The sequence below is a fragment of the Cytobacillus oceanisediminis genome (assembly GCF_022811925.1).
Classification (GTDB): domain Bacteria; phylum Bacillota; class Bacilli; order Bacillales; family Cytobacillaceae; genus Cytobacillus; species Cytobacillus oceanisediminis_D.
The window spans coordinates 3,211,687-3,237,318 of sequence record NZ_CP065511.1 but is presented as its reverse complement, the minus strand read 5'-3'; the positions used below and the strand labels follow the sequence as shown (position 1 = coordinate 3,237,318).

Annotated in this window: 17 protein-coding genes and 8 pseudogenes; 17 read left to right on the top strand and 8 right to left on the bottom strand. The window is 36.3% G+C overall.

Annotated features, from left to right (window positions below):
* Positions 1-99 precede the first annotated feature (99 nt).
* The 4 genes and pseudogenes from IRB79_RS16335 to IRB79_RS16320 all read left to right on the top strand — a co-directional run.
* Positions 100-546, top strand: a complete 447-nt coding sequence (locus IRB79_RS16335) for an Lrp/AsnC family transcriptional regulator (RefSeq protein WP_243503491.1) — start codon at positions 100-102, stop codon at positions 544-546.
* A gap of 254 nt (positions 547-800) precedes the next feature.
* Positions 801-2,069 (top strand): annotated as a pseudogene (locus IRB79_RS16330) (IS110 family transposase).
* 495 nt (positions 2,070-2,564) lie between these two features.
* Positions 2,565-3,067, top strand: a pseudogene (locus IRB79_RS16325) (N-acetyltransferase family protein).
* A 92-nt stretch (positions 3,068-3,159) separates the two neighbouring features.
* Positions 3,160-3,335, top strand: a pseudogene (locus IRB79_RS16320) (MazG nucleotide pyrophosphohydrolase domain-containing protein); the annotation flags it as partial.
* A 220-nt stretch (positions 3,336-3,555) separates the two neighbouring features.
* Here IRB79_RS16320 and IRB79_RS16315 read toward each other — a convergent pair.
* On the bottom strand, positions 3,556-4,821 hold the full coding sequence (locus IRB79_RS16315; RefSeq protein ID WP_243503490.1) for an MDR family MFS transporter: 1,266 nt from the start codon (positions 4,819-4,821) through the stop codon (positions 3,556-3,558).
* A gap of 1 nt (position 4,822) precedes the next feature.
* A complete protein-coding gene (locus IRB79_RS16310) occupies positions 4,823-5,746 on the bottom strand; it encodes an ArsR/SmtB family transcription factor (RefSeq protein WP_243503489.1) in 924 nt (307 codons plus the stop codon).
* A gap of 414 nt (positions 5,747-6,160) precedes the next feature.
* On the opposite strand from IRB79_RS16310, the gene IRB79_RS16305 reads away from it, so the two are divergent.
* From IRB79_RS16305 to IRB79_RS16295, 3 genes and pseudogenes are all read left to right on the top strand, one after another.
* Entirely contained in the window at positions 6,161-6,346 is a 186-nt protein-coding gene (locus tag IRB79_RS16305) for a hypothetical protein (RefSeq protein WP_243503488.1), read from the top strand.
* 5 nt (positions 6,347-6,351) lie between these two features.
* Positions 6,352-6,594, top strand: coding sequence for an SMI1/KNR4 family protein (locus IRB79_RS16300; protein ID WP_243503487.1), 243 nt, complete (start codon positions 6,352-6,354; stop codon positions 6,592-6,594).
* Between the two features lie 425 nt (positions 6,595-7,019).
* Positions 7,020-7,205 (top strand): annotated as a pseudogene (locus tag IRB79_RS16295) (aminoglycoside phosphotransferase); the annotation flags it as partial.
* 267 nt (positions 7,206-7,472) lie between these two features.
* Here IRB79_RS16295 and IRB79_RS16290 read toward each other — a convergent pair.
* A complete protein-coding gene (locus IRB79_RS16290) occupies positions 7,473-8,813 on the bottom strand; it encodes an aminotransferase-like domain-containing protein (RefSeq protein ID WP_243509481.1) in 1,341 nt (446 codons plus the stop codon).
* A gap of 116 nt (positions 8,814-8,929) precedes the next feature.
* On the opposite strand from IRB79_RS16290, the gene IRB79_RS16285 reads away from it, so the two are divergent.
* Together IRB79_RS16285 and IRB79_RS16280 are read left to right on the top strand one after the other, a co-directional pair.
* Positions 8,930-9,850 carry a DMT family transporter gene (locus tag IRB79_RS16285; protein WP_431833439.1) on the top strand — a complete coding sequence of 307 codons (921 nt, stop codon included), beginning with the start codon at positions 8,930-8,932 and terminating at the stop codon, positions 9,848-9,850.
* On the top strand, positions 9,837-10,718 hold the full coding sequence (locus IRB79_RS16280; protein ID WP_243503485.1) for a DMT family transporter: 882 nt from the start codon (positions 9,837-9,839) through the stop codon (positions 10,716-10,718). The genes IRB79_RS16285 and IRB79_RS16280 overlap by 14 nt, the downstream gene beginning before the upstream one ends.
* Positions 10,719-11,033: 315 nt before the next feature.
* Here the strand turns inward: IRB79_RS16280 and IRB79_RS16275 are convergent.
* A pseudogene (locus IRB79_RS16275) lies at positions 11,034-11,431 on the bottom strand (YybH family protein).
* A 343-nt stretch (positions 11,432-11,774) separates the two neighbouring features.
* On the opposite strand from IRB79_RS16275, the pseudogene IRB79_RS16270 reads away from it, so the two are divergent.
* A pseudogene (locus IRB79_RS16270) lies at positions 11,775-12,972 on the top strand (IS110 family transposase).
* Between the two features lie 142 nt (positions 12,973-13,114).
* On the opposite strand, the gene IRB79_RS16265 reads toward IRB79_RS16270, so the two are convergent.
* Entirely contained in the window at positions 13,115-14,098 is a 984-nt protein-coding gene (locus tag IRB79_RS16265; protein WP_243503484.1) for a LacI family DNA-binding transcriptional regulator, read from the bottom strand.
* Positions 14,099-14,182: 84 nt separating this feature from the next.
* Here IRB79_RS16265 and IRB79_RS16260 point away from each other — a divergent pair, with 84 nt between their 5' ends.
* Positions 14,183-15,010 carry an HAD-IIB family hydrolase gene (locus tag IRB79_RS16260; RefSeq protein WP_243503483.1) on the top strand — a complete coding sequence of 276 codons (828 nt, stop codon included), beginning with the start codon at positions 14,183-14,185 and terminating at the stop codon, positions 15,008-15,010.
* Positions 15,011-15,089: 79 nt separating this feature from the next.
* Here the strand turns inward: IRB79_RS16260 and IRB79_RS16255 are convergent.
* Both IRB79_RS16255 and IRB79_RS16250 read right to left on the bottom strand, forming a co-directional pair.
* Positions 15,090-16,060, bottom strand: a pseudogene (locus IRB79_RS16255) (IS110 family transposase); the annotation flags it as partial.
* A gap of 369 nt (positions 16,061-16,429) precedes the next feature.
* Positions 16,430-16,930, bottom strand: a complete 501-nt coding sequence (locus tag IRB79_RS16250) for a GNAT family N-acetyltransferase (RefSeq protein WP_347815332.1) — start codon at positions 16,928-16,930, stop codon at positions 16,430-16,432.
* A gap of 488 nt (positions 16,931-17,418) precedes the next feature.
* Here IRB79_RS16250 and IRB79_RS16245 point away from each other — a divergent pair, with 488 nt between their 5' ends.
* Positions 17,419-18,933 carry an MDR family MFS transporter gene (locus IRB79_RS16245; protein WP_243503482.1) on the top strand — a complete coding sequence of 505 codons (1,515 nt, stop codon included), beginning with the start codon at positions 17,419-17,421 and terminating at the stop codon, positions 18,931-18,933.
* Positions 18,934-19,171: 238 nt separating this feature from the next.
* On the opposite strand, the gene IRB79_RS16240 is transcribed toward IRB79_RS16245, so the two are convergent.
* On the bottom strand, positions 19,172-19,612 hold the full coding sequence (locus IRB79_RS16240) for an Lrp/AsnC family transcriptional regulator (RefSeq protein WP_243503481.1): 441 nt from the start codon (positions 19,610-19,612) through the stop codon (positions 19,172-19,174).
* Positions 19,613-19,733: 121 nt separating this feature from the next.
* Between IRB79_RS16240 and IRB79_RS16235 the strand changes: the two genes are divergently transcribed.
* From IRB79_RS16235 to IRB79_RS16215, 5 genes and pseudogenes are all read left to right on the top strand, one after another.
* Positions 19,734-20,150, top strand: a complete 417-nt coding sequence (locus IRB79_RS16235) for a carboxymuconolactone decarboxylase family protein (protein ID WP_243503480.1) — start codon at positions 19,734-19,736, stop codon at positions 20,148-20,150.
* A gap of 444 nt (positions 20,151-20,594) precedes the next feature.
* Positions 20,595-21,491 (top strand): endonuclease/exonuclease/phosphatase family protein, encoded by an 897-nt coding sequence (locus IRB79_RS16230; RefSeq protein ID WP_243503479.1) that lies wholly within the window; start codon positions 20,595-20,597, stop codon positions 21,489-21,491.
* 276 nt (positions 21,492-21,767) lie between these two features.
* Positions 21,768-22,511, top strand: a complete 744-nt coding sequence (locus tag IRB79_RS16225; RefSeq protein WP_243503478.1) for a hypothetical protein — start codon at positions 21,768-21,770, stop codon at positions 22,509-22,511.
* Positions 22,512-22,925: 414 nt separating this feature from the next.
* Positions 22,926-24,190: pseudogene (locus tag IRB79_RS16220) on the top strand (IS110 family transposase).
* A 464-nt stretch (positions 24,191-24,654) separates the two neighbouring features.
* Positions 24,655-25,320 carry a Type 1 glutamine amidotransferase-like domain-containing protein gene (locus tag IRB79_RS16215; protein WP_243503477.1) on the top strand — a complete coding sequence of 222 codons (666 nt, stop codon included), beginning with the start codon at positions 24,655-24,657 and terminating at the stop codon, positions 25,318-25,320.
* Positions 25,321-25,632 lie beyond the last annotated feature (312 nt).

Here is a 25,632-nt window from a genome sequence, read left to right as displayed (position 1 = left end):
GATTCAGTATAATAAAATGATAAATAATATCTTGATTTTTATCGATACTTTGATGAAAGACTTTTATATCAAATAATTTCACGGTGAAAGGATTTTATTATGGATATTGATCAAATTGATTTTCAGATCCTCCGGTTACTAACTGAAAATTCACGTATTCAATGGAAGGACTTAGGAGAACAAATTCATATGACTGGCCAAGCAGTAGGGAATCGTATTAAAAAGCTTGAGGAAAGTGGTGTTATTAAAGCCTACTCCCTTATAATCGATGAACTGAAACTAGGGCTTTCTTATACAGCGTTTGTCATTGTTCATATGAAAACAGCTAATCATGATGCGTTTATACGTTTTATTCAAGGTCGAATAGAGGTAGTTGAAGCTCACCGAGTATCTGGAGAAGGCTGTTACCATTTAAAAATAAAAGTTAAATCCCAAGAACAATTAAATCTTTTTCTTAATAAACTTCTCGAACATGGAAACTATAGTTTACACCTATCAATACAAGAGGTAAAACAGCTTCACCCATTGGCTGCTGTAATACAATAGGAATCTTAATGAAAAACACAGATTGTGAAGATTTGTACTTAAGCTAAAGGGTCCATATGCTCAAGATCAGCTGCCAGACTAGGCGGCTTTTTATTTTTTAACAAAAGGGGCAGCATTCCTGTAATGAAGGAAAATGGAGTTTGAACAAAAAAATAACCTCTTGGTAGAATGAGAGAGTCCTGAAGCCGGCAAGCGAAAAGGACATTACTCAAATACCAGGAGGCTTTAAAATGAATTATAACCAGAATAAGTAGATTGCTCAAATTACTCCTTACACCCTGATTATAGGGGTGGATACCGCGAAATTCAAGCATGTGGCACGTGCCCAGGATTTCAGGGGAATGGAGTTTGGAACCCCTTGTTATTTTGAAAATACAAAAGAAGGTTTTGAGCATTTTCTTCATTGGATTTCGGAAACGAAGAAAGCACGTAGTATGGAGAAAGTGATTGTCGGTATGGAGCCAACAGGTCATTATTGGTTTAACCTGGCTCATATTTTAAAAGAGAACGAGATTAAGTTTGTAGCTGTAAATCCCTTGCACGTAAAGAAAAGCAAGGAACTTGATGATAATTCTCCAACTAAAAATGATGTAAAAGATGCCAAAGTCATTGCCCAACTGGTCAAGGACGGAAGATACGCCGAACCTACCCTACCGCAAGGTGTTTATGCCGAACTCCGTGTGGCAAAGAAAATACGCGATCTTTTAGCCGAGGACCTTCAAACGGTCCAGGGCCAGGTGCATAACTGGATTGACCGGTATTTTCCGGAATTTCTTAAGGTCTTTAAGAAGTGGGAGGGCAAGGCTGCATTACAATTCTTACGGCTTTATGCTCTACCGCATGAAATAGCCAATTTCACAGAAGATGAATTGCTTATCCATTTAAGAAAATCCGTAAAAAGAAGTGTAGGTGCTAATAAGATTCGGGAGTTAAAGCAAGCAGCGAGTTAGTCCATCGGACTTCGCCAAGGCTCTGAGATGGCAAAAATGGAGCTGAAAACTCTTCTGGCTAAATATGATTTGATTCAGAAGGAATTCGAAGAATTGGACGGAAAAATAGATTACCTGCTTGATGAAATTCCAGGTGTAGCCCAAATGTTAGCGATCAAGGGTGTTGGAAGAGATACAGTCGCTGGTTTCTTTGCGGAAGTGGGTGACCTACGTGAGTACACTCACCCCCGACAAATTATTAAGCTGGCTGGCTTGAGTCTGAAGGAAAATACGTCTGGAAAGCATAAGGAAAAACCACCATCTCCAAGAGAGGACGGAAGAAGCTAAGGGCTCTGTTGTTTAGGGTTTGCATGATTCTCGTTGCCAAAAATTCAGCTTTTAAGGCCCTGCATGCTTACTTTACACAACGGCCAGACAACCCTAAAGAAGATGCAGTCCCTTATCGCTTTGTGTAATAAATTGATTCGTATTTTCTTTAGTATAAGTAAAAAGCAATTTGAATTTAGTGAAGAAAAGATGTTAAAAGATATCCCTCACTTGGCAGGATCAAAGAAGGCAGAACTGGCCGCTTAATTCTGGTTTCGTTTAGATTAGAAATAGTTCTTGGCTCATAGTTTTGGAGACATTTGAAGCACGGATTAGTCGGCAAAGCAACTAAATTACGGGCATGGACCCTGTGGGGCAGCATGGCCGACATCCACCTCATGGAAAGGTTGGACGAAGGAATTTGAGAGCGAAGACTCTGTGAGGCATGGGAGGGTTGACCTCCATGAGATATGTGGACATCTACCAGTGCGGTCATATTCTTACTACTCCACCAATTTTTGTAATAGATTGGTTAGTGGGTTGTAGCTCATTTTTCTCGGCGTGCCCAAATATATCCTTTTCAGTTACTATCCTCCAATTGAAACCCATTTACCGGCAGGTAAATAGCTATGAAAATCTAAGAAATCAGGAGTAATCGGATATGTACGCTTCTTTTATTGAGGGAGTTTAGTTTAATAAGAAGAAGGATTATTTGTAATTAAATGGAATATACACCTTATACTTTTATGAGAGGTGTATTTAATGAACATAAGAAAAGCTGTTTTAAATGATGCAAAGGGTATTGCCGAAGTACACGTTGATAGTTGGAGAACAACATATAAAAATATTATTCCAGATGAATTCTTAAATAATTTATCATATCAAAGACGAGAAGAGTTATGGATTAATAATATTCCAAAAGGAAATGTTTTGTCGCAGAAAACGATAAAGGGGAGATTGTTGGATTTTCATCTGGTGGTATAGAAAGAAGTGGGAAGTATAAAGAATATCAAGGAGAACTAAGTTCAATCTATATTTTAAAAGAGTTCCAAGGGCAAGGAATAGGTAAGGCACTTACTAATCCAGTAATTAAGGAATTAGAGAAATTAGGGATAAATTCAATGCTTGTTTTTGTTTTAGAAGAAAATGATTCAAGGTTATTTTATGAGACGATAGGCGGTAAGATAATAGATAAAATTGAAGTAGAGATTGCTGGAAAGAAACTCAAAGAACTTGTTTATGGCTGGGATAATATTAGGACTTGAAATGACCAGTAAAAATTTCTTATTGAACTAACTGGGTGCTTTCCTTAAAGATCAGGCCGCAAAAAAAGGCAGCCTTTTTCTTCTTTGACAAACGGGGCAGGCCTGATGAAATTAAGGGACCTTATGAGGAGAATAAACAAGGGTTACTGAAGAATTAGGGGATGTATTAGGTAATTTAATTGTGAATGCAAACAAGTACAATATCCCTCTAGAAGAAGTGTTTCAGTCACATAAAAAGAAACTGTCTGAACGTTATTCAAATGATTAGGTTAATATGTATTTTTTTATTTTAACAAATCGGGACTTTTTTTAAATTTCTAAAGCTTCTTTTATCTCAAATTATTATTGTGAACAATCTTCCATTAAAGGGCGCGATTGTTAAACAACATAGGTAGAAAATGATCATTCTTTTTTATACAAACCAATCATAAATTTGCTGAAGAAGAATCCATTTTTATCAATCTTTTTTCAAAATGGATTCTTTTTATTTATCGTAAAATGCTGGTTTGTGAGTTACTTTTAATCAAGCTTCTTTCAAAATCAACATTTGAAGCTGTGTTTTTATATTTGAAAAGATTAACACCACGCCAGAAGAATAGAATGCTCAGTATTGAAATGAGAGCCATTGTTAGAAAAAAAGCAGTTCCGCTAAATTGTTTTAACATAAAGCCTCCGAGCATTGGTCCGATAAAACTACCTAAAGAGTTAAAGCTCTGTGCCCCATAATACGTTCCTCTCAATGCTTTTGGCGTGATTTGATCAATAAGTGTATACTCTGCCGGTATCACAAGTACTTCCCCTATAGTAAAAATAATCGTCGACATAACGAACATAACCGCAGTCTCGGATACAGCAAACAATAACAAGCCAAAAGCTGTAAAAATACATCCGATTATAATTGTAAATAATGGTGTTCGTTTTTCTGCCCATCTCGTTATTGGATATTGCATGGCAATGACTCCAATGCTGTTTGCTATCAAGATGATAGCAAACAATTGAACACCATTCGTGAAATCATTTTCCAAATATTGTGATACAGGAACCGACCATTGTCCATGTACTACCATACAAATGATTCCTCCAATGACAAAATAGAGAAGGATAGTGTCTGAGCGCAGTACACTTAAAGACTTCTTTAAGGTTATCTTTTCTGTATCTTTAGCCTCTATTTGTTTAATGCTAAATCGTTTCAATAAAATATGAAGAAGAATAGTGAATCCCAAATATAGACATGCTGCAATAAGAAAGGGAACTTCATTTGCAGTCAGTGCAAGATAAACCCCAATTATTGGGCCGATTGCAAAACCGAGATTGTTAACTACATATCGAAGGGAAAAGACGCGAATTCGTTTATCCGCATGGGTGACATCTCCCATCAGTGCCTTAGCGACAGGCGTAAAAAATGAGTTGCTTAACCCTATTAAGATCACTAATATGAGGAGAAAAATTGGCGTTTCAGCAAAAACAAAGCCCAAAAAAGAAAACGATGATAATAAAAGGGATGCAAGCAATACCTTCCTTCTCCCTATCATGTCTGACACAACACCTGCTATGAATCCCCCAATCGTAGCCGCTAGAGGACCAGCCCCAACAGTAAGTCCTATGACTACAGAATCCATATGAAGTTCTTTCACCAAATAGATAGGCAAAAATAACAGACTCATTGATTGAGCAAGCGCGATTAAAAACGTACCAAAAAGAAGTGTATGTACGATTGGGTGATATTGTTTTAAGAAAAGATTGGCTTTATTCATGTTATACTCCTCTGTCGTTGTTTCTAATATAAGCATTGATCAGGTATTGCATTTGCCCCAGCCCTTCCTCACGCAGACTGTATTGGTGAATAAACTTACTTCCAAAATAGTGAGTCCGGATCAATCCCGCCCTTCTTAAAATAGACAAATGGTGGTTGGTAGTGCTTTTTGCGAGTCCAGTATAACTTTGAACGGCCGAAAAACTTTGCATCCCGGAATTCAAAAATCGCAGTATTTTCAAACGATTCTCATCAGCTAAAGCATGGGTAACAAATGTTAATTCCCAGGGCAGTTCGTTAGCATCATTTAGTGCTGACTTTACCGGATATAGACAAGTGCACATAGATTCGAAGTAATCGAGTATTGTTGCCGGACGGCAATGATATTGAGGAATGAGAAACACGGTTTTTAAAATTTCATTTGGTTCAATCCTAATTCCATTTGTCGCTTCTTCAATTAAATTAATAGAAGTTACTTTAGAAATCAGGTCCCGTTTTTGTTTTGCATCATCCTTTAATTGTTCAATAATTCTAGGATCAATGTGCTGAAAGTACTGTACATCCCACTCTGATAATAGGTATACCATTCGATCACGCAGTTCTTTTAAATTACCAGGTATATTGTTGATCCAGGGAGCCAATCGTTCATATAATTCACCGGGTGGCTGGTCTTGAAGCCATTCGATAAATTCTTTTGGTGTTCTCTCTCCGGGGCATTGCCAAACTAATAAATTGATTCGATGCAATACTTCTAATCGGTCATCTTCCAGCTCAGCTGCGAAATGAGGATGAAGTTCCGTTTTAACGGAATTATACCAGTCTTTACTGAGGGAGAAATTACGATGCTGTTTGAAATTGATGTAGTGATACAAACTTGTAATAAGTTCGTTAACAGGTGAAAAATCTACAATTACTCGAAAAGACATATAGTTCTACCTCCTTGAAACAATAATCAGTTCGATGTTTATGGAACAAATTTAATATATAATAACACAAGAAGAATAAAATTGTAAATGTTATATTTCTTGAATATAGTGTGGATTTGAAATAAAATCACGATGTTTATAAAAAGACGCGATGTTTTGCACTTTTGGATTAAAGAGTTCTGAGTGAGTTTTAATCAAACTTTATTTCAAAACAACACCCTAACATCGCAAGAAATCATGCCAATTGATAATAGCAATTGTATTCCTCCTAAAATATTATTTTATAGAGGAATTATTGCCATTTTAATAGAAAAGTAAAACTATAATTATTTTACTAACGGGGGAGGTTAATTAATGAAGGAGAAATAAGATTTTTGAGAGAATTTTGAATTCTAAGGTGGTAAGTAGTCAACAATGTGGAGAAATTATTTAAGCAACATTTCAAAAGAGTGTGAGTTTAAAGCACCTGCAACGGAAGCGGAGATGGCTTTCATTAAAGAGAAACTAAATGTCGGCTTGCCAACAAAATTGGCTGATTTATACAATGAAACAAATGGAGTCTATGTGGAAACTATGGAATTTCATTCATTTGGTCAATAGAACAGATGGTAGAAAACTTATTTCTTTGGACCATTCATGAACAAAGGGACTTTATAAAACCACTTGATCTATTTTTATTTTTCTCTGATGTTGGTAATGGAGACTTTTTTGGCTTTTCAATAGTAAACGGAAGTATTCAGAATGAGGATATTTATGTATGGAACCATGAAGATGATAGTCGAAGTGTTATCGCTTTATCGTTAGAAGAGTTTATCAAAGGTTGGACTGTTGGTGAATTCTCTATCTGAACCTTCCCCTGATTTATCTACAAAGTGACTACGTTTAAGATCAGTTGCCAACCAGGCAGCTATTCTTATTTAAGGAGTTAAACATAATATACGAGGGGCAGAATAATTGAAAAACTAATCACATTTCCTTTATTCAATTACTAATATTTGGTATTATGTAATTTAAAGAGATGTAAAGAAAGGGGCATCTATATTACACATGTGGAATACCTTGAAATGATTATTTAATTGGATAGAGACAGGGTGCGGTCCTTGATCGTTAAGGATGCGTTTATTTGTCTCTCTGAAATCATTCAAGGGATACAAGGTGTGGACAATTAAATTCCCATTGCCAAGCAGATATCCTTATATATCTGTTTTTATTTATGGGTAAAAATACATCTCAATTGACACAGTCATAACGTCCCTAAACAGGGGGAATTCTAATGAAAAGTCAGTACGAAAACGAAGAAGTACTAACAGGAGGAAATGTCTCAAAAGTCTATCGTTCGGGAGATACTGTTCGACGAGAATTAAAACCTGATAGTGTAAAAATTCATAAGTTATATCAGCATTTAGAAAGTGAAGGGTTCGACTATGCACCGAAGTTTCTAGGTATTGATGAAAAAGATTGAGAGATATTAACATTTATTGAAGGAGAAGCTGGTAATTATCCTAGGGCCATTTAATGGAATAAGAATTTATAATAATATCGAATGAGTGGACTTTTTTAATCTGAAAATCTATTAGACGATGAAGGAATGCTAAAGGAGCCGTAAGACAAAATATAAAGGTGAATCTATTAGACAAGAGTAAAAGGGTGAGGGATATTATTCATGTTTAATATCCCTCACCCTTTATACTTTCGAACAAGGATAGTTTTGCCTTGTTGAAAGAATTTATAAAAAGTAGTTTTGAGGATTTTTTAATGCACTTGCAATTTTCCTAATTCCTTCTTCAATTCGATGGCCGTCAACATTTGAAACATTCAACTTCAAAATCCGTTCGTGGTAAAAGTCATCTAAATAATTTCTTTCAACTGAATCCAGATATATGCCTTCTTCATGCAAATGATAAACAAATGATTTCAAATTCACACGCTTGGGCAACCTAATATGATTATGCATTACAATTTCTGATGATGATTCGTAAGTAGAGAAATGATCTTGTATTGATTGATGCAGAATTCTCGCACGTGCATGATAGATGTTACTGACTTTCGTTTTATTATGTTCAAACATACCATTTTTCAAATAGAGATATAATGCGGCTTGTGAAATCATAGAGCTGTCGATATCCGTTGTCATTTTGTATTTTTGAAAAATGTCAATAATTGAATAAGGAAGAACCGCCAATCCAACTCTTAACCCAGGAAACATAATTTTTGAAAAACTTTTTAAATAGATGACTTTATCATGGTAATCATCAGCAAAAAGAGGATCGTTCTTCGGGTTGTATTCAAAATCTGCTAAATAATCATCTTCTAAAATGTATACATTATATTGGTCTGCTAATTGTAAAATAGTTTCTTTTTCTTTTTTACCGTATGAAGATCCTAAAGGATTATGGAAGCGAGGCATTGTATAAAAGAATTTAATATCTTCTTCATGAAATATTTTTTCTAGTCGACCTAAATCAATACCTTTCGCGGTACGTTGAATTCCTATTGCTGGCAGCTGTAAGGTTTTCAGCAGTTCCATATATAAATGATAGCTAGGTTGTTCAACTAGAATGGTGGAACGATTATTTGGAAAGGGCATCATACTTACTAAAGAAAGAGCCTGTTGAACACCTGTAGTGATGAAAATCTGTTCGTTATGCGTGAATACTTGGTAAGATTCTAACATTTTTTTAGCTTCTGCTATGAGTGGCGGCCAACCTTTTGGCGTTCCGTAGCGAAATAATTCTTCTTGATAGGTATCAATTGCTTTATTTATGCAGTGTTGAAATTCTTTATAAGGAAATGCATGCCAAGTAGGAGATGCGCTTGCAAAGTCAATTATTTCAGTGGACAATGGGGTTTTGAAGAAGTGATTATCCACAACATAATAACCACTTTTCTGTATGGCATAAATAATATGTTGCTCCTCCAATTTTTTTAAAGCGGTCAATACCGTGCTTTTACTACAAGAATATTGTTGTGTTAAATTTCGAATTGATGGTAATTTTGCACCGGTCGAAAATTTTCCAGACTGAATTTGCATCATAAGTGATTGATAGATTGATTCATATTTAAGCATCATAAACCTCTTTGCACATCTGTATCGGTACAGATGTGTATTTTTTATATCGTAAAGGTTATTATTTTCTCTTACGATAATGGTACCGGCCGGATCAATATAAGGGGGTAATCGAAATAATTGAAAATAGAAATGCATATATCGCAGCAACCATCTATGCAATCATTATCGGATTGTCATTTATGTTTGTTAAAGTGACATTAACGGTTGCAACACCGTTAGATACATTGGCTCATCGGTTTACCATTGCATGGATCGCTGCCACAGTGTTGTTCGTGTTAAAAAAAGAACCGATCAAAGTAACAAAAAAAGATGTACTGCGGATTGCCTTGTTAGCCATCTTATATCCGACACTCTTTTTTGCTTTTCAAGTATTTGGGTTAGTGCATACATCTTCATCGGAAGCTGGTATTATTCAAGCAACAATACCAATTTTTACGTTAATTTTTGCAAGTATCATTTTAAAGGAAACATCTACAAGTAGTCAAAAAATAGCGATTGGTTTATCTGTACTCGGTGTGATCTATATTATGTACATGAACGGGGCAGGGAGCACAAATACAAGTCTCCTTGGGACTGGTTTAATTTTACTTTCAGCATTTACCGCCTCACTATACAACGTATTTACCAGAAAGTTAACACAACGCTATTCGTTATTCACTATCACATATTTCATGACCTTGTTTGGGTTTATAGCTTTTAATGGACTGGCACTGACAAACCATGTAATGAACGAAACAGTCCATCAATTTATGCAACCTTTTGGACACTGGGATTTTATTCTTGCCATTTTATATTTAGGTATCCTATCGTCTTTAGGAACGACCTATCTTTCCAACTATGCTTTATCAAAAATAGACGCATCGAAAATGAGTGTTTTCAGTAATTTTGCTACGCTCATTACCATTTTAGCAGGGGTCATTTTTTTAAAAGAGGAATTTCATTTATACCATATAGCTGGATCAATTATCATTATCATCGGTGTTGTTGGTACTAACTATTTTGGTGCAAGGGGCAAATCAAATGAAAAAATATAGTCTCTTGCTAATCATAAGCCTCATTTGGGGATCTCAATTTTTCTTCGTGGAATTAGTAACGAATGATGCAGGTTCCATTTCGTTGTCTGCTTTTAAAGCACTGATCGGTGCAATTTGTTTATCAGTGATTAGTCTGTTTCAATCAAAGAAAAACTACACAACCAATACTAAAAAATATTTTTGGATTGCACTTTTTGAAGTAGTATTGCCGTTTATTCTTATTGCACAAGGCCAAAAGTACGTATCGAGCAGTATTGCATCTATGCTAATCGCAATGGTCCCAATCTTTACATTAGTATTTTTCGTATTGCTCTTCAAAAAGAAAGCTAGCAACTTTGAAATAGTCAGCATAATATTAGGATTTTTAGGAATTGTAATCTTATCGTGGCCAACGCAAGGAATTATGAACGTTTCAGGTAATATATTGGGTAATGTGTTGCTCATTCTTGCTGCTATAAGTTTTGCATTGTCTTTAATTCTAATGGAAAAATTAGAAGATGGTTCTCCGGTGGTCCATATGAGAAATGTTTTATGGATTGCAAGTATTGTCTTATTGCCAATGGCATTCCTTTTTGAAAAGCCATTACAAATCGATATCAATCATTCACAAGTATTATATATTATCATTTTAGGTATATTCCATGCAGGAATTGTCTATATGCTGTATAATCTCTTAATTCAAGAAGAGGGAGCATTATTTGCCTCTTTTAGCAACTATATTAACCCGGTTATTGGTGTAATTTTAGGCTATATTATTTTAAAAGATCCATTATTTTTGCAAGATAAGATTGGCATATTAATCATTCTTTTAGCACTTTTATTTTCGAATCCTGATATTTTTAGAAAATGGGTTAGGAAGGACAATTAATAGAGAATATCCTTGTGTATAATGAGCTTTTGTTCTATAAAAAATCTCTAGAATATAGTTAATCGGAACAGAAAATAATCTTAAATATTTTAAATTAGGATATTCAACAATCGGGCGCGATTGTGGAATAAGCGTCCCTTTTCTTATTTAACTAAAGGGTGCATTACTTTAAGGTCCAGCTGCCATCTCAGGTGGCTTTTCTTATTGTACAAACGGGGCAGGTTTGTTAATAAGAATCTATTCTGTAATATCGCATTAGACACAAAAGGTGTAACAAAAAGAGGGATCTCTCACTAAGATACCCCTTCATTCTAATTATATTGGTAAAGGACTTAAATGTTCATGGATTATCAACCACACACCTGAATTTTTAACAAACACATTGGTTGCTCTACCTCGGCCACTTGTATATTTTCCATTAATATAACCTTCATAAAAGTATATATAGGTACAAATTAAAGATGAATTAGAACTAAATAGCCATTGTACATCATGAGCTTCATAATTCTCATCTTTAACTAATGACCATGCATTCTCAAAATAATTTTGAATTTCTTCATGATTTGTACAAGTTCTATTACTAAAAAGTATATCGCATTAGGGTGGAGTAACTTTTTAACTTCTGCAAAATTGTGGGTGTTTGTTGCCTTAATATATTGATTGAGAATATTCACTTCTTTCACTCCTTTGTTATTATAGTTTAATTTTACCATTTCCTATTAATTAAGCGATATTACAGGTTCCTTGTTACCTATTCCGATAGAAATATGCACTAACGAAGAAGGTGGTTATTCAACTTAAGGGTGCTTCGTATTATAGAGTTAACCAGTTTTTACTGGTTGCTCTTTATTTTATAGGACCTATTATTTCAGTAGCCAGGGTAGAACGTACGGGTGCGTGGGAGTTAGATCTCGTAATATAAACTGTTCGCCCCCTACTTGTAGAATGATGTTTGAGGCTGGTTGGGACAATTTGACCTCGTATAACAAGCGAAGCTATGGAACTACAGGAAGGTAAAGGGGTTACTGGCGAGTATAACAAAGGGAGAGATAATCATTGAATCCAGTAGTTGGCCTGGATGTGGCCAAAGGGGAAAGTGAAGCTCAGGCATTTCTAGATAAAGACAAGCCATTTGGAAAGAGCTTCAAGATAAAACATATCACTGAGGATTTAGATACTTTCGTCTCTTTTTTGAAAGAGATAGAAAGAAAGACTGGTGTCAGCAGTAATTCTTGAATCTACAGGGCATTACCATACACCGATTATTCAATGTCTGGAGGACAGTCAATATCTATATATTTTGGTAAATCCCATCATTTCTCATCAGGCTAAGAAAACCAGTCTAAGAAAGGTAAAGACGGATGCGTTTGATGCATATCAACTTTGTATTCTGTATTATAAGGAAGAATTTGAGCCTTATAAGAAAAGAGGCTTAGGGCTGCTAAACCTAAGAACATTGTCAAGGCAATACGAAGCCGTTACGAACCTTTACATTCAGGCAAAACTTCAATTCCACACAATTCTTGATCAGGTATTTCCGGAATATAGGGGAGTATTTGGAGATTTATTTTCAAAAGTCTCTCTTCAGGTTTTAAAGGAGTTTCCTACGTCTGAAGATGTTCTGAGGATTGGTGAAGCAAAGATACTGGAGAGAATTGTGGAAATGCGTATAAAACGGTCTGCGGGTTGGGCCAGGGAGAGGGCAGCTAAATTAATAGATTCGGCCAAGCGAAATCCTTTCCAACAAGGTGTGTATCAAAGTCAGTTGTTCAGTTTGGATATGTATATCACTATGCTTCTTCAGTACCAAGAGCACCTATCCAGTATAGAGGCAGAGATAGATGTCCTGGCAGAAGAAATTGAAGAATGTAAGATAATCCAGTCAATTCCCGGAATAGGAGGAAAAATCGCGGCAACGATCATTTCTGAAATCGGAGAAATTGACCGGTTTAATCACCCTAAAAAACTTGTGGCTTATGCGGGAATAGATCCCAGTGTCCATGCATCAGGTAAGTTCACATCTACTATGAATCATATTACTAAACGAGGTTCAAGCCGATTATGGCACGCTTTGTATATGGCCGTTTTATGCGGTATAAGAAGCTCGAGGAACAAGAAGCTAAAAGAGTATTATGATCGAAAACGAAATGAAGGAAAGCCTTCAAAAGTAGCAATGATAGCTTGTGTAAACAAGCTTTTACACTGGATTTACGCAATGCTAAAAAGGAATGAACAGTTCCTGGATTTGGCTTAATCCACAGAAAACAGCAGATTAAGAAAAACCTTCCAAAAGGAATTTGGAGGGTTATTTGGCTTGCTTTCAAAAGTATAACACGGTGGATTAGATATTTTAATAAGAAGTTCTTGACTCCTATTAGCTGGTTTATGTTCCTTTCTTAGGTCCCCCTTATCACCAGATCCCCTTTATAAACTTTTCTTGCAGTGGGAAATTCTTTACCGCCAAGTCTGTCTAGTAAACAGGTAATTAAATCCTTGACCATCAATTCAGTCTGATTTTGAATGCTAGAAAGTGCAGGGAAAGTTGTCAGGCAAATTGGGTGGTTGTCAAAACCAATAATGGAAAGTTCTTTTGGAACAGAAACACCATGTTTTTTAGCTGACGAAAGTAATCCTGCCGCTAAAAAGTCACTGCCTGCAAGAATTCCATCATGATTGCAATGACCTGAAAAAATTTCATCTCCCAGTAGTATACCTTCTTCAATCGTAGAGTAACCACTTATTTTTTGCTGAATAGTACATGTTTTATTTAAATCAAGATGAGCTTGTTTAAACCCTTCCCATCTTTGTCGCTGAAGTGGCGTTCTTTCTTCATCCGCACAAAATAATAGGTGGTTGCGTCCTTCCTTCAGCAGGTATTGGGTAGACGAATAAACTGCATCCCTTTCATCAAGTGAAAAGACATCTAAATGCCTTGTTTGAAGTGGTTCGTTGCAAATAAGCACTATCTTATCTCTAACTCTCTGTTTAATCTCCTTCTCACCTAATAAAGTATGAGTGATAATTACCGCGTCCAGCTCATTTTCAGTTAACTTCTCATAAATTTCATATTCCTCATCAATAGAATAAAACGTTTGGAAAATCACTATCTTATATCCAACTTTTCTGCATTTTGCTGCAATCATGCCAACAAGCGGGCTAAAATAGGGGTGATCAAGGACCGGGATAGTCACACCAATAGTTTTTGTTGACTGTGTTCTAAGGTGTACACCTCGTGCATTTCGAACAAAAGACAACTTTTCTATTGCTTCCATTACTCTTGTTCGGCTGTCTTCTGAAACATGAGGATGATTATTGATAACGCGTGATACCGTGGACTTAGAAACGCCACTAAGTCGAGCTATATCTAGAATAGTAGCCATTTATTTTACCTCTAAAAAAGATTTGACCTGGGAACGTTCCCTGCCTGTAACCTAAAAATAACATAGAACAGGGAGGTATTAAACGTGACATTTAAAGTGTACCATTCTAACGGAAATCCTGACTACTTAATGATATTTGATTTTGACGAAACATACTATCCGCATGAGCTAAAAGGCTGGCAGTTAAAAGATTTGTATGAGCTTGAGGAGTATCTTGATAGGATTGTTCATAAGAAAAATATCAGAATTGGTTGGGTAACAGGCAGTAGTTTGGCTGATATCCATAAAAAAATGAGAGCAGCTCGGATGAACTACCTTCCGCATTTTATTGCATCAAACCTAGGAACGGAGTTATGGGAGATCAATCCAAAAGGAGAATTTTATCAAAATCAAGAGTGGAGGAAAAGAATCAAAAGGTCAGGATTTAGCCATAGAGTGGTTGAAGATTTTATTAATGATTTAAGACAGTTATATGGGATACAGTTACAAAAACAAACACAATTTGGTCAACAATCGTTTAAAATGAATTATTATTATTTTATAGAAGATAGTGCGAGGGTTAAGTATGATCTTGATATCATAAAACAACTAGCACGCAATAGCGGAATAAACTTCAATATTAACCGTTGTAACCCTCTAGCTGGAGATCCGGTAAATGCATTTGATGTAGATTTTATTCCACAAAATACAGGCAAACGTGCAGTAGTGTACTTCGTCATAAAACAGTTTAGGATCTCTGTTGAGAATACATTTGCGTTTGGGGATAGTGGGAATGATATAGAGATGCTTAAAGCCGTAAAGCATGGATATCTATTGAAGAATGCTACAGAAGAAGCAAAACAACTGCATGATACGATAACGGCAGATCCTTATGCCAAAGGTATCCAAAACGTTTGTAGGATTTACTTTTAATTTTAATTTGTTGAACAATACTCATTAATGGAGGTAAATCCATTACAGGCTGTTATTTTGCCTAAATATGTTGTTAGATACTATTATTTGCAGAGTATAAGGCGTGACAAAACCTACTAGATCCTCTTTTTGTGATTCGATTTTTTGTAAACTACCAGATTTTGAATACACTGGGATCAACCCCAGCGAAAGCTATCAGCTTTTTAGGATCAGTAAATCAATCTATCTCCCCAATTTCTGAAATAATCGTGGCAGCGATCTTTTCTCCTATACCAGGGATAGATTTAATAATATTATATTATTCAACTTCTTTAGCGAGGGCATCTATCTCAGACTCTAATTTGGATAGGTGCTCTTTATACATTCCTAGATTTAATATATGACTCTGATAAAACGTCTTTTCTAAAGGATTTCGTTTTGCCGAAGCTTTGAGCTCAATAGCTATTCATTTGCCCATCTTTAAGATCGACTCTTACATATCAGCGAAACTTACCGCTAATATATCCTCAGATGAGGGAGACTCTAAAAGAGTTAAGAGTGATACGATTGAAAATAAGTCACTATAAACCCCTCTATATTCGGGGAAGACTTGGTCTAGATTTGCTTGAAATTGCAGCTTCGTCTGAACGAAAACCCCAGTAATATTCTCGTGTTGTCATGTAGGGTTCCCAAGGTTAGTAGCTGGACTCCATCGTTATTTATATGGCCCTAGCCTCCTCTTTATAAAACAGCTCACAGAAGTGGTAAGCATCAACGGCATTTGTTTTTACTTAGCCTTATAAGAAATCAGTGGATTAACAATGATCAATAAATATCCACGATCCTCCAAATATTGAACAACAGGGGAATGATAATGTCCTGTTACTTCTAATACAAAGGGTGGTTTCTGACCTGCTTGTCTCTTTACTTCCTCCAGGAATTCTACAAGTAAACCAAAACCTTCAACAGTATGCGAAACTTTAAAACTCTTACGACAAGGTTTACCTTTTTGCAAAATGCTTGAACTTGACTTTCCCCTTTGGAAACATCCAGATCAATGGCTGGATTCATTTCTAAATCCTCCTCCTAAACTAATGATTTGCCAGTACCCCTAATTCCTCTATGCAGTGTCACAGCTTCGCTTGTTATACGAGATCTATGCCCCAACCAGCCTCAATCATGTTTCTGCAAATAGGGGGCGAAGGGTTTAGCTGACTGGGTCAAAGCCCCACGGGCAGGTACGTTCTATCCTGGCTACTGATATAAAAGACCAAATAAAATATGGTCGAACAGAAGAAACTGGTGACCTTATATTACGAACGAGGCAGATTAGGTCAACAAGAATATATGCTTTTATGTCACATTAGTATAACTGTTTAGTAGCTCCATCGAATTATTAATGATAAATAGCCCATACTTTTACAAGTATAGGCAGTCGATTTAATCTGTTACTAACAACGAATATAGATTGAGATCAATAAAGTGTCCTTTTGGTCTTTCCACTTTTCTCATTGTTCCTTCAAAGCGGAAATTTAATTTTCTCAGGACTTTAATTGAGTTGAAATTTTCAGGTTCTACTCTTGCTTCTATTCGATTAAGTTTTAAATCGTTAAAGGCATGCCTTATTAAACAAGTAATAGCTTCAGGAGCAAATCCTTTGCCCCAATAATGTTTATTAATTTCGTAACCAATTTCAGCTTTTGCATTTTCAAAATCTAAAATGTTAAAACCGCAAGAACCAATAATTTCATTTGATTCTAACTCAATTATTGAGTAGCGAATTGCAGTGTTTTCTTTTGATAGTTTATCAAATAATATAATCATTTCTGTTGCTTGTTTTTTATCAGTGAACTTATCAATATTCATAAATCTAGTTACTTCTGGATTAGACCAAACTTGAAACAATTTCTCTGAGTCTGATACCTGCATTTTTCTTAACATTAATCTTTTGTGCTAAGTTCTTTAATCAATATTTTCCCTCCATTATGTTTTTATGCGGGTCAAGATATTGATATCTGGGCATAGTTCATTCCTTTCATAAAATGATAATAAGATTATACTAGCTTTCTGCTATATATAGAATATATATTAGATGCTGTTTTATATAAAGGACTAAAAGAAGTGGTTGATAAATAAATATTTATGCTATTGCTAAATGGCAAATTTGATTATAAATCATTCTTGGCATTTAACAATTTAATCCTATTTTCTAAAATGTAAAAGGGAAGGTAATTGGATATTGAGAGACCATCAATGTACTTTTTTATGCTAGGTGTTAAAACTCATTTTGATTTATTACCCTGTTGATGGAAGCGGAGATATGTCTTATAGAAGGAGTATCGAAACGCATGCGGACTCGATTTCCTGGAGTGGGTCAACAAAGTAAGTATAACAAGAGCCTTAATTTTAGAAAAAGCTAGGAGATATTTATGAAGCAGCTACAAAGAAGACAAAATCTGGTAGTAACAGGACTGTTGCTCTCTATTCTTATGGCTTCAATGGATAACACCATTGTTGCAACAGCTATGGGGACCATTGTTGGGGATTTAGGAGGGCTTGATAAGTTTATTTGGGTAACATCAGCTTATATGGTGGCTGAAATGGCAGGTATGCCGATATTTGGTAAACTTTCTGATATGTTTGGACGGAAACGTTTTTTTATGATGGGGTTAATCTTTTTTATGTTTGGGTCAATTCTTTGCGGAACTGCCCAGACCATTGAGCAGCTTAGCGTATATCGGGCTATACAGGGAATTGGCGGTGGTGCATTAATACCGATTACCTTCACCATTATTATTGATCTTTTCCCACCCGGTAAGCGAGGAAAGATGAGTGGGCTATTCGGAGCTGTTTTTGGCTTATCAAGTATATTCGGTCCGTTGCTTGGAGCATATATTACTGATTATATCAGCTGGCATTGGATATTCTACATCAATCTTCCTATTGGTGTTCTCTCATTAATGTTAATCGCGTTATTTTATAAAGAATCCCATGAACGCAAGAAACAAAAAATTGATTGGATGGGATCGATTACATTAGTTGGAGCAATTGTATGTCTGCTATTTGCTCTAGAGCTTGGGGGCAATGAGTACACTTGGGACTCTACTGTAATTTTAAGTTTATTTGCAGGATTTTTCATTTTATTTTCAATATTTTTTATTACGGAAAAAAGTGCTGAAGATCCTGTTATTTCTTTCTCTATGTTTAAAGATCGACTCTTCGCTTCAAGCACGATTGTAGGCTTGTTTTATGGAGTTTCCTTTATTGTAGGTATTGTGTATATACCGATCTTTATTCAGGGGGTAACAGGCGGCAGTGCAACAAATTCAGGCCTAATCCTACTTCCTATGATGCTGGGTGTGGTAGTATCCTCACAAATAGGGGCAACGGCTGCTCCAAAACTCGGGTTTCGGAATGTCATGCTCATTTTTGCAGTTATTTTGCTAATCGGGATGTACTTGCTAAGTACAGTTTCAGCAGAAACATCAAGATTTGCAGTTACATTGTATATGATAATTATCGGGTTAGGCACAGGAGCTTCTTTTTCTGTAATAAATATGGCAGCTATCCATAGCTTCGGACCAGAAAGCCGGGGTTCAGCCACATCAACAGTATCATTTTTACGACAGCTTGGGATGAGTTTGGGAATTACCATTTATGGGATTATTCAACGTTCTAATTTTTCAGATCAAATTCAAGAAATTTCCAGCGGAAACAATCATATGATTACCGGAGGGGCTCAAAATGATACACGCTCTATTTTATCTGAGCAAGCACGTAAGACTATGCCAGAGCCATTACTAGATAAAATCATAGATGCCCTTGCAGAGTCAATAAGTTATACATTCACATGGGCTCTCATACCATCCGTATTGGCGTTGTTTTTCGTGTTTTTCTTGACAAATGACCGTATTTCTAGCAACGACACTCAACAGGAAAGCTAGCTTGAACCTCCTCCTCTTCCTATTCGTCCATGTATTGCAATGTCATTAAATTAAAAGTGCTTTTTTGCTGGCCTAGGTTTAAATTTTAAAAAAAAGAAAGAGAGGAGGCCTTAAGAGGAGGCCTTAAGGACCTCCTTTTCCATATATAATAGTTCACCACTATTAGTCCAGGCTGTGTTGCGGCCGCTTTTCTTATTGTGTTAACGAGTCAGATTAGTTAAATATACTTGATTATTACCTATTGGGTACTCATTTTCAAATTGGTCTGGACCTCCGAAAAAATAAAATGTGTGACAGTACGGGCATACGGACTTACATTTTCAATAAACCCTTCTGCCTTTCTAAAAGAGTCGAATTGTATTTTTAGCATATAACAGGCATTTCCTGCAATCCGATAACAGAATTCTACATTTGGTAACTCCTCAATATATTTCCTAAAAGAGCTATAGTCCCCATTTTTAACAGTTGCTTCTATTATGCATTGGATTGGAAGCCCTAATTTCTCATAATCCACTTCCAATGTGTACTTCTTAATTATTCCAAGTGATTCCATTTTCCTAACACGATCTGTAACCGATGGAGAAGATAAATTGATTTTTCTTCCAAGCGCGCTCATTGATAATCTGCTATCTTCGCTTAATACATCTATTATTTTCTTATCAATATCATCGATTTTCATATAAATCTTATTTCCCTCATTTTCGTTAAATTTTTAATGAAATATTGAAAACTGCATTTCAAACTTAATGTGAAGCGATGAAATAATTCGATATGATAAATAATACAAGGAGGGATTAATTATGGCAAGAATTGAGGAATCACAGTACGGGGCGACCCCCTTCCAAAGACTTTTGGGACATAACAAGGAAATAATGATTATGTGGAGTCGACTGGGAAATGAGTTGGAGAAAGAAGGGAAGCTTACTGCTCAATTAAAAGAGCAAGTAAGAAGAACTCTTGCACAAAGTAGTGGTTGTGCATATTGCAAAGCAAAAGGAAAACCAGAACCTAATTTGTACGATGAAAAAATATCAATTGCTGTAGGATTTGCGGAGGTATTTATTAAAGAAAAAGGAGATGTCCCAGATGCCATTTTTAATGTGTTAAAAGAGTACATGTCTGATGATGAAATTAGCGAGCTTTGTGCGTTTATCACTTTTGCAACTGCTTCACAATATTTTGGTGCCATTATGAAATTAGAAGCAACAGGTACCTAATATAAAACTCTTATTTCTCTTTGGGCAATTGCCCAGGAAGGATTACGGCTTTTATTGTTGTCGTTTTTGGTTCTTGTATTCATGATCAGCTGCCTAACCAGGCGGCTTTTTTTGTTGAAGGGGCAGTTTAGTTGAACAATCGTCATTACTCTATTCAACAATTGGCCATCTATTTGAATAATTTAGAAAAAACTACCAAGATTTTAAAGATTCTAACTATTATTAAAAAGCTGTAAATTTTACTGGTGAATTCATCCTGTAAATATTTACAAAAACAAGTGATTCTCTAAGAAAAATTTCATATTTTTAATAAAAAATCCCTTGATATTATCGGATTCTCTTTTGCTTTAAAAAAACAAAACAAACATCTGCTTCTTTTTTAACATCGTGATTACTTTTGAAAACTATACTTTCAAATGTAATCAAAAAAAGGAGGGAATTTTGTTGAAAAAAGGATTAAGTCCAATTTTTTTAGCGGTAGCAATGGTACTCGCAATGGTGGGAAGTATGTTTTCCGGAATTTCCAATGTCTTTGCAGCGGAAAGCACGGAACAAAACTTGAAGGTGATGACATTTAATTTAAGGTATGAAAACAACAATGATCCATCACCGCATACATGGGCTGAAAGGGTTCCAACCATTAAAAAGCTCATTCGTATGGAAAATCCAGATATTTTTGGAACGCAGGAAGTTTTATATGGACAACTTCAGGATTTGGAAGAAGTATTACCAGGTTATGCATGGATTGGATTGGGCCGCGAAGGCGGTAATAGAGGAGAATACTCCGCGATTTTCTATGATGAAAAACGGTTTACTCCAGTAGAGTATGATCATTTCTGGCTCTCAGATACTCCAGATGTAATCGGTTCAAAAACATGGGGAAACAACATTCCAAGAATGGTCACTTGGGCGAAATTTGTAGACAACCAAACGGATAAACAATTCTATTTTGTAAATACACATTTCGATCATCAATCTGCCGAAGCGAGAGAAAAGAGCGCTGAATTAATTTTAGAAAAAACCAAAGACTTTAACCCTGAATTACCTATTATTCTGACAGGAGATTTTAATACTCGTCCTGGTACTCTTCCACATCAAACATTAACTAGCGATGGAGCTTTTGATGATTTATGGGAAACAGCAGAGTCACGAATCAATGAGGGAATTGGAACGTTCAATGGCTTCCGTGACCCAACAGGCGGTGGAGCAGACAACCGCATCGATTGGATTCTTACCAAAGGGAATGTAACCGCAAATACGATCGAAATCAATAACTATCAAAAAAATGGTCAATTCCCTAGCGACCACTATCCGGTTATTGCTGAATTATCTATAAAGTAAGTGGCCGAGAGCGGATTGCGTACTAACAATCCAATAAGAAGAAGGCTCCTATTCCAGTATATACTATTATTTTTATAGTCAACAAATCTATGTAATCAACTTTTCCTATTCTACTAACGAGGTGTTCTCCTTAAAGAAACGGCTGCCAATCTAGGCAGCTTTTTCTTATTAAACTAAAGGGGCAGGATAATTAAAGAAGGATTATTAGCTGTTATGTATAATCTTTAAAACATAAGTGTTTTACAGAATATACAGATGTTAAGGAGCAGAAATAATATGAGTTTTATTACCGAGTTGAGCAATTTAGAAATAAGAAATCTACTTCTAGAAGTATTAGCATACGAAGGTAATGATATTGATACAGAAGGTAAAACCTTTAAATTGTATGGGTATCAAGGTAGTCAAAGTGATTTATTTCGTCTATTAAACGGCTTACTAATAAAGAAAAAAATTAAGGAACCATTAGTATCGATGTGGGGAGAAGCTTGGGGGTGTCATGGTAGAGTTCTTTATGAGTACAGTTCTATAAATTTATCAAGAATAGAAATCTTAAAGTTATATCAAGAATTTCACAAATTATTAACACAAGGTGTAATCGCCCCAGGGGCTTATGGGCATTATGGCACTGATTTACCTTATTTCCATGTGACTGAATATGGGATGGAATGCATTAAACAAATGGATGTATTACCATATGATCAGGATGGGTATTTAACAAAACTTAAAGCCATCAAAAATATTGATGATTGGGTTGTATTTTATTTAACTGAAGCTTTAAAGTGTTTTAATGCAGATTGTATAAATTCTTCCATGATTAATATCGGACTTGCAGGAGAGGTTATTATTGAAAAATTAACTGATAGTTTTTCATCCTTCTTAATTAAAAATGAGCCAAGTCTACATTCGACATTTATAAGTGATCTAAATAAGGATTGGAAAATATCACATAAATATAATGTATATCTTGATTTTCAGGATAAGTATGTGAAAGCAACTAAAGACGTTTCTGTAAAACCTTAATAAAGACACTAGATAAATCAAGTTCTGCAATATACGCAACATTTACCAGACTTACAAGAAATACTGTTACACACCCAAATGATATAAAAATGGATAGAATTAAGGTCTTGATGTTCTTTATCACATTTGTTGACTATTGTGACCTGCAATACGCATTTATCAACCATTATATAGATAAAAGTTAATTGTTGAATTAATGCTAATAATAAAATCACGTGGTGAACAGTCCTTTAAAACTATTTTCACGTCTTATTTAAGCTAACGGCTGCCAATTTAGGCGGCTTTTCCAATGTAATAAACGAGCAGGTTAGCATTCCTGTAGATCGTTATTTTTGAGCTTTGAAAAAAATAGGGCTCCTCAGTAAGATATGAGTAAGACACGACTCTAACTCAAACTTAGGAGGAACCCTTACTATGAAGTTTAAAATGCAGGACAAACAAAATCAACTAATAGAAAGAATTACTGATAAACATCTTGTGGTTGGTGTGGATATTGCACAACAATATCACGTAGCCAGAGCAGTGAATTTCCGTGGGATTGTAGTAGGAGATCCAATCACTTTTCCAAACAACGAAGAGGGATTTTCGTCCCTGTTAATCTGGATTAATAGCATTAAAAGATTACATAAACTTGAGGCTGCCATAGTTGGTATGGAACCTACCGGTCATTATTGGATTAACCTTTCTAAATGGCTGATGAAACAAGATATTGAGGTAGTGACAGTTAACCCTCATTTGGTGAAAAGAAATAAAGAAAACCGTGATAATACCCAATCAAAGAGTGATAAAAAAGACGCTCTTGTAATAGCCGATATGGTGAAGAACGGTTACTATGCCTTTGTAAGGAATACTTCTGAGTCGTTTGAAAAGCTCAGGGTGCTCATGTCAAATCGGGATGTCATTGTTAAGAGGCTTGTAAGCTCGATTAATCAATTGAATCGCTGGGTGGATATTGTCTTCCCCGAGCTTAGGCAAGTATTTAAAGACATCACTGCTAAAGGGGCCATCGCAACACTTCGGCTTTTCCCGTCTCCGATGGAACTGGGTTCCATGAAGCCTGAAGAGATCGTGGCCGGGTGGAAGTTACTGATGAAGCGACAGCCTGGATTAAAGAAAGCCTATTTACCTCAATGTAGCCAGGAAATCAGTTGGTACAAGGCAAGCATTAGAAGCTTATAAATTTCATCTTGAACAATTACTCGAAGAGTATGACCTTGCGATTCAACAACTTGAAAGAGTTGAGCTGGCAATTAAGGATGAACTACCTAAAATTCCTTTCGCGAATAAGTTACTTATGATTAAGGGAATTAGTGAAATTTCGTTAGCTGGTATTTTAGGGGAAGCAGGAGATTTAAGTGGTTTTTCACACGGCAACTCTTTACTTCGCCATGCAGGACTCCATCTAGCCGAAGCCAGTTCAGGGAAGTGGAAAGGGCAAATTATCATTTCAAAGCGTGGAAGATCAAGGTTAAGACGTTTTCTATTTAGCTACTATGAGTCTGGTAATGAACAACCCGGAATTTAAAGCCCTCCACTCGAATAATGTTAAGGTCAAGAAAATGAAAAAATGAAATCTATAATGAAGCTCATCGGGAAGTTAGCTAGATCTTTGTAGGGATAGCGCGAAAAACGAAGCTTATTGTGCCAAGAAGGTCCAGCCGTTAACTGAGTTGGCGTAGTTCAATTCACTTTTTCTCGAAGAGAATCATTACCCTTATATTTTTAAAGGTCGAGTGTTGGCTTATTCGCAGGATTTCAAATATGTACGGAGTATCAGGTTTGTTCAACAAAGGGCACTGACCCATCAGGTTAGCATAACTGGCCTCCACCCTTGGATAGGCATGACGAAGGAATGAGAGGGCAATTGACCCGTTGAGACATGGGAGGGAAAGCCTCCAAGGGCTGGCGTGGAGAAGTACATCATATGGTAGAATTTGGAGTATAATCCTACTCCTCTATTTAACTATGTCTTCACGTAGCCATTTGTCCAGAATCTACTTTTTTCAATTTAGAAATATATATCCATGGAGGATGAAATCCTGCGAATAAGCGAGCATTCGTGAGTAAACCGTATTAAACTGAGGGAGTTGAAGAAGGAACTCAAGAAGTGATAGAGAATATATACATGAAAAGGAGTGAAGTTATGAAACTTCTGCTTACATCTGCAGGCATCAAGAACAAGAGCATACACGACTCACTGGTAGAAATGTTGGATAAACCTATTGCCGAGTCTAATGCCCTCTGCATTCCCACTGCGTTGTACGGACACCCCTGGGTCGGCCCCGGTATCAACGCCTGGCAGTTCATCAGCGGGAAATCCGATCACATGGTCGGCCTGGGTTGGAAGTCTGTAGGCGTGCTGGAGCTTACAGCGCTGCCAAGCATCGATGAAGACCGCTGGGTCCCGCTGGTCCGAGAGATGGACGTCCTGTTGGTGGCGGGCGGCGACGCCCTCTACCTGTACCACTGGATGCGGCAATCCGGCCTAGCAGACCTCTTGCCATCGCTGGATGCAGTCTATGTGGGGATGAGTGCTGGGAGCATGGTGATGGCACCTAACATCGGAGAATACTTCGTTGGTTGGACGCCACTCAACGGTGGTGATGAAACGCTGGGTTTGGTCGATTTTGCAATGTTTCCGCACCTGGATCACGAGTTGCTGCCGGGAAACACGATGGCTTCTGCTGAGAAATGGGCCGCCGGAATGCAAGGGCCCGCGTATGCAATAGATGATGAAACCGCAATCAAAGTGATTGATGGAGCGGTCGAAGTTGTTTCTGAAGGGCATTGGAAACTGTTTTCGCCCTGATATAATAGTGGATTTATTAAAACAACTTATCAAAAATCAATGAAATTATTCAACCATCAGGGGCGTTGATCCATTAAAGGATTAAGTCCCTTTTTTGTTGAATACTTTAACTAAAGGGCAGGTTAATTGAACAATCGTCCTTAGCTTTTTTTGGGTACCACCAGCAAAACGCGGATTTACAACGTTAAGGAAATACAAATATAAAAAGCTTAATTTCTCAGGGGTTATAAGTGAGAAATTAGGCTTTAGTTACTTCAGAAAAAACTCCTTTTTCTTGAATAAGTAGCTTTATATTGGAAAAAGTGAGTTATA

What these genes read in the sequence shown, in the direction of transcription:
- IRB79_RS16290 (WP_243509481.1), bottom strand. Translation starts at nt 8,813, where the DNA reads ATGCTTAAATATGAATCAATCTATCAATCACTTATGATGCAAATTCAG.
- IRB79_RS16265 (WP_243503484.1), bottom strand. Translation starts at nt 14,098, where the DNA reads ATGGCTACTATTCTAGATATAGCTCGACTTAGTGGCGTTTCTAAGTCC.
- IRB79_RS16280 (WP_243503485.1), top strand. Translation starts at nt 9,837, where the DNA reads ATGAAAAAATATAGTCTCTTGCTAATCATAAGCCTCATTTGGGGATCT.
- IRB79_RS16315 (WP_243503490.1), bottom strand. Translation starts at nt 4,821, where the DNA reads ATGAATAAAGCCAATCTTTTCTTAAAACAATATCACCCAATCGTACAT.
- IRB79_RS16235 (WP_243503480.1), top strand. Translation starts at nt 19,734, where the DNA reads ATGGCAAGAATTGAGGAATCACAGTACGGGGCGACCCCCTTCCAAAGA.
- IRB79_RS16225 (WP_243503478.1), top strand. Translation starts at nt 21,768, where the DNA reads ATGAGTTTTATTACCGAGTTGAGCAATTTAGAAATAAGAAATCTACTT.
- IRB79_RS16250 (WP_347815332.1), bottom strand. Translation starts at nt 16,930, where the DNA reads ATGTTAAGAAAAATGCAGGTATCAGACTCAGAGAAATTGTTTCAAGTT.
- IRB79_RS16300 (WP_243503487.1), top strand. Translation starts at nt 6,352, where the DNA reads ATGGTAGAAAACTTATTTCTTTGGACCATTCATGAACAAAGGGACTTT.
- IRB79_RS16245 (WP_243503482.1), top strand. Translation starts at nt 17,419, where the DNA reads ATGAAGCAGCTACAAAGAAGACAAAATCTGGTAGTAACAGGACTGTTG.
- IRB79_RS16215 (WP_243503477.1), top strand. Translation starts at nt 24,655, where the DNA reads ATGAAACTTCTGCTTACATCTGCAGGCATCAAGAACAAGAGCATACAC.
- IRB79_RS16240 (WP_243503481.1), bottom strand. Translation starts at nt 19,612, where the DNA reads ATGAAAATCGATGATATTGATAAGAAAATAATAGATGTATTAAGCGAA.
- IRB79_RS16305 (WP_243503488.1), top strand. Translation starts at nt 6,161, where the DNA reads ATGTGGAGAAATTATTTAAGCAACATTTCAAAAGAGTGTGAGTTTAAA.
- IRB79_RS16310 (WP_243503489.1), bottom strand. Translation starts at nt 5,746, where the DNA reads ATGTCTTTTCGAGTAATTGTAGATTTTTCACCTGTTAACGAACTTATT.
- IRB79_RS16335 (WP_243503491.1), top strand. Translation starts at nt 100, where the DNA reads ATGGATATTGATCAAATTGATTTTCAGATCCTCCGGTTACTAACTGAA.